Annotated in this window: 5 protein-coding genes and 1 pseudogene; 4 read left to right on the top strand and 2 right to left on the bottom strand. The window is 69.6% G+C overall.

Translation table 11 applies throughout. The features are described 5' to 3' along the window. From G3573_RS20520 to gltX, 3 genes are all read left to right on the top strand, one after another. A partial coding sequence (locus tag G3573_RS20520; RefSeq protein ID WP_163263520.1) for a flagellar assembly protein FliX occupies positions 1-333 on the top strand: 333 nt, incomplete at its 5' end. A 106-nt stretch (positions 334-439) separates the two neighbouring features. Further along, positions 440-868, top strand: coding sequence for an RNA polymerase-binding protein DksA (gene dksA / locus G3573_RS20515; RefSeq protein ID WP_163263519.1), 429 nt, complete (start codon positions 440-442; stop codon positions 866-868). 119 nt (positions 869-987) lie between these two features. Beyond that, a complete protein-coding gene (gltX, locus tag G3573_RS20510) occupies positions 988-2,322 on the top strand; it encodes a glutamate--tRNA ligase (protein ID WP_163263518.1) in 1,335 nt (444 codons plus the stop codon). Between the two features lie 83 nt (positions 2,323-2,405). Here gltX and G3573_RS20505 read toward each other — a convergent pair whose 3' ends face one another. Further along, entirely contained in the window at positions 2,406-2,714 is a 309-nt protein-coding gene (locus G3573_RS20505) for a hypothetical protein (RefSeq protein ID WP_163263517.1), read from the bottom strand. Between the two features lie 213 nt (positions 2,715-2,927). After that, on the bottom strand, positions 2,928-3,497 hold the full coding sequence (locus G3573_RS20500; protein ID WP_163263516.1) for a TIGR00730 family Rossman fold protein: 570 nt from the start codon (positions 3,495-3,497) through the stop codon (positions 2,928-2,930). Positions 3,498-3,592: 95 nt separating this feature from the next. Between G3573_RS20500 and G3573_RS20495 the strand changes: the two are divergent. Beyond that, positions 3,593-4,080 (top strand): annotated as a pseudogene (locus G3573_RS20495) (hypothetical protein); the annotation flags it as partial.

Genomic DNA, 4,080 nt, shown 5'->3' with positions numbered 1-4,080 from the left:
AGCCGCGAGAGCGCGCCGTCGGCCAAGGCCGGCGCCGTGGGCGGCGTCAGCTCCGTCGACGCCTTGCTGGCCCTGCAGGCGACCGAAGGGCCGCTGGAGCGCCGCCGGCGCGCGATGGGGCGCGCCAGCCGCATTCTCGACCGCCTCGACGAGATCAAGCTGTCCATGCTGGGCGGGGGCGCCACCGGCGCCGCGCTGCAGGACCTGGCCCAGGCCGTGCGCGAGGAGCGCGCCGAGACCGACGACACCGGTCTGGAAGGCGTGCTGAACGAAATCGAGACCCGCGCCGCGGTGGAGCTGGCCAAGGCGGAAATGGGGCGGGTTGCGGCGTAACGAAGCTGGGCGGCCGGTGTCATAGAAGCGCCGTTGAACGCGACTTGCGACGCCGGTATAAGCGCAAGTGCCTCAAGGGGGCGCTAATACTAGCGTGAGGGCGTCAATGCAGGCCACCGCGTCTGTTGTCTTGGAGAAGGCTTACAAGCCGACCGAAGACGAGCCGTTCATGAACGAACGGCAAGTGGAATACTTTCGCAACAAACTGCACGCCTGGAAGGAAGATATCCTCCGGGAATCGCGGGAAACCGTGATCAATCTGCAGGCCGAGACCGAGAACCACCCCGACCTGGTGGATCGCGCGTCGTCGGAGGCGGATCGGGCGCTGGAGCTGCGGACTCGCGATCGTCAGCGAAAGCTGATTTCCAAGATCGACGAGGCCCTGCGCCGGATCGAGGACGGCTCCTACGGTTACTGCGAGGAAACCGGCGAGCCGATCGGCGTAGCCCGTCTGGATGCTCGTCCGACCGCGACGCTGAGCCTGGAAGCCCAGGAACGGCACGAGCGGCGCGAGCGGGTCCACCGCGACGACTGACGCGTGTCGGGGGAGCAGGCGCGTCGCCGCGTCCGCTCCCGCAGCGCTGGGGGGCTTACGGCGCTTGACAGGGCGTCGTGAGTGACGGACCTACGCGGCCTCTCCTCAAGAGGCCGCTTATGTCCGTGAAGGTTCGTTTCGCGCCGTCCCCGACGGGACGCATCCACGTCGGCAACGTCCGAGCCGCTCTGGCGAACTGGTTGTTCGCCAAGCGACAGGGCGGGACCTTCGTGCTGCGCATCGACGACACCGACCTCGAGCGCTCCACCAAGGAGTACGAGCACGGGATCGAGACCGATCTGCAGTGGCTCGGCCTGGCGTGGGACGAGCGTTACAACCAGTCGCAGCGGTTCCCGGTCTACCAGGAAGCGGTCGAGCGCCTGAAGGCGGCCGGCCGGCTCTATCCCTGCTACGAGACGCAGGAAGAGCTGGACCGTCGCCGCAAGGTGCAGCTGTCGCGCGGCCAGCCGCCGATCTACGACCGCGCCGCCCTGAAGCTCTCCCACGAGGAGCGCGCCGCGCTGGAGGCCGAGGGCCGCCGGCCGCACTGGCGCTTCAAGCTGAACGGCGAGCGCGTGAAGTGGAACGACATGGTCCGCGGCGACTGCGAGGTCGACACCGCCTCGATGTCCGACCCCGTGCTGATCCGCGAGGACGGCGCCTTCCTCTACACGCTGCCGTCGGTGGTCGACGACGTCGACATGAAGATCACCCACGTGATCCGCGGCGAGGACCACGTCACCAACACCGGCGCCCAGATCGAGATCTTCCGCGCGCTGGACGCGCCGGAACCGGCCTTCGCCCACATGCCGCTGCTGGTCGGGGCCGACGGCGGGCCGCTGTCCAAGCGCCTGGGCGCGCTGTCGATCTCCGAGCTGCGCGGCGAGGGCTTCGAGCCGCTGGCCGTCACCAGCCACCTGGCCAAGATCGGCACCAGCGACGCGCTGGAACCGGGCGCCTCCCTGCAGGCGCTGGGCGAGAGCTTCGGCTTCGAGAAGATGGGCCGCGCGCCGGCCCGTTACGACTCCGCCGACCTGGCCCGCCTGAACTCCGGCGTGCTGCACGCGGTCAGCTACGCCGACGCCAAGGCGCGTCTGGCGGACCTGGACTGCGACCTCGGCGAGACCTTCTGGAACACGATCCGCGCCAACCTCGGCAAGTTCGAGGAAGTGAAGCTGTGGGCGCGCGTCGTCCGTGGCCCGATCGAGCCGCTGGCCGAAGATTCCGATTTCCTGGAAAAGGCCGCCGGCCTGCTGCCGGAGGTGGTCGACGAGACCGCCTGGGCGCGCTGGACCGAGGCGGTGAAGGCCGAGACGGGGGCGAAGGGCAAGGCCCTGTTCATGCCGCTGCGCAAGGCGCTCACCGGCCTGGACCACGGCCCGGACATGGCCGCCATGACGGCGCTGATCGGTCGGGAGCGGATCGAGAAGCGGCTGCGCGGGCAGGCCGCGTAATCTTGGCTGCGTAGCCGGGCGCCTGCACAGGCGGCGCAGGAATGAAAAAGGCGGCGAACCCGGGTTCGCCGCCTTTTGCTTGATCAGGCCTTGGCGGCGGAGTTGCACTCGACCAGGGCGTCGCCCGAGAGGGCTTCGCCGCGCCAGCTGAAGGCGCTGACCGCGCCGAGCTTGGCGACGACGCGCTTGCAGGCGCGCGCGGCCGGCTGGGCCTTGATCGCGCCGCCGGCGATGCAGGTCGCGCCTTCGCACTTCCAGACGGTGCCGTCGACGATGACCTTGGCGGCGGCGCCTTCGCCGTTCTGCAGGGTGAGCTGGGTGTCGCCGCCCTGGGCGGCGGCGGCCCCGGCGGCCGCGAGCGAGAGCGCGAGGCTCAGAGCGATAGCACGCATGACTGTCTCCTTTGATCGCGCCGGGGTGGCGCGAGGGCATAGTGCGTTTTCAAAAGAGACTGTCAACGCCAGTTTTTATTTGAGACGCACTTTTAGCGTGACCATTGTTTACTGATCGCCGTTAAGTGTGCAACCAGCAATCAGCGTGCCCGCAAGCAGGCGCGCGGACGCGCCTCCGCAGCGTGACATTCGGGCTTCAGTGGGGGAGGCGGGTCAGGCCGCTTCGGCGGGCTTGGACAGCACCGGGATGATCTGGTCGACCCGGTCCACCACCGTCCAGCAGTTGCGGAACCAGGCGGGGGTCAGGTTGGCCTCGATGGTGTGTTCCATCAGGGCGAAGAACGGATCCCAGAAGCCCTTCAGGTTCACGAACACCACCGGCTTGGCGTGCAGGTCCAGCCGCCGCCAGGACAGCAGTTCGACGATCTCCTCCAGCGTGCCGATGCCGCCGGGGAAGACCACGAAGGCGTCGGACTGCTCGAACATGATCATCTTGCGCTCGTGCATGGAGCGCACGACCACGGTCTCCACGTCGTCCAGCAGCATTTCGCGCGAGCGCAGGAAATCCGGCATGACGCCCAGCACGCGCCCGCCGTTGGCGTGGGCGGCTTCGGCCGCCGCGCCCATCAGGCCGATGCCGCCGCCGCCGTAGACCAGGCGCACGTTCGCCTCCGCCAGGGCTTTGCCGAACTCGCCCGCGGCGGCGATGAAGTCGGGGTCCGCCGCGTTCGACGAACCGCAATAGAGGCAGACCGAGTCCACGCGCCGCGCCGCCGCCGTCATTGATGGAATTCCCCGAACTTGGACGCGTCGCTTGCGGGCGCGTCTAGACTGAACGATTAAGCCAAGGTCGGGTTTCCAAACTTCGAAGGCAAGGGATGGATCGGCGTCGCGCATATCTTCTGTCGGCCGGCGCGCTCGCGCTGGCGGCTTTGCTGTCGGGCTGCGGCCAGGGCGGGGGGCGCTCCGAGGGGCCGGCCAAGGCGAACGGCGAGCCCGCCGACGCCGGCTATCAGGCCCCGTTGCGGACCGTGTCGGTGAGCGCTTCGCCCGAAGGCGGCGCGATCGTGCGTGGCACGGCGCCGCCGGAAGCGCGGGTGCGCGCCTCGATGCCGGACAAGTCGGCCTACGGCGCGACCACCGACGGCGACGGCGCCTTCGTGATCGAACTGCCGCGCTCGGCCGAGCCGCGCCTGGTGGCGCTGTCGGCGGAGGAGGCGGACCGCTCGGTGCAGGCCGAGGGCTGGCTGTTCGTGCCGCCCGACCGTCCGGACGCCTCGGTGCTGCTGCGCGCCGGCGCGCCGGCCGTGCCGTTCCCCGGGGCGGGGCTGCTGGCGACGGTGGACTACGACGGCGCCGGCGGGGC

The organism is Caulobacter sp. 17J65-9 (assembly GCF_010975005.1).
Classification (GTDB): Bacteria; Pseudomonadota; Alphaproteobacteria; order Caulobacterales; family Caulobacteraceae; genus 17J80-11.
This window is presented reverse-complemented; position numbering and strand designations above follow the sequence as displayed.

Bases quoted from the DNA above. Each gene is read 5' to 3' on its own strand.
- G3573_RS20500 (WP_163263516.1), bottom strand. From the start codon at position 3,497: ATGACGGCGGCGGCGCGGCGCGTGGACTCGGTCTGCCTCTATTGCGGT.
- dksA (WP_163263519.1), top strand. From the start codon at position 440: ATGCAGGCCACCGCGTCTGTTGTCTTGGAGAAGGCTTACAAGCCGACC.
- G3573_RS20505 (WP_163263517.1), bottom strand. From the start codon at position 2,714: ATGCGTGCTATCGCTCTGAGCCTCGCGCTCTCGCTCGCGGCCGCCGGG.
- gltX (WP_163263518.1), top strand. From the start codon at position 988: ATGTCCGTGAAGGTTCGTTTCGCGCCGTCCCCGACGGGACGCATCCAC.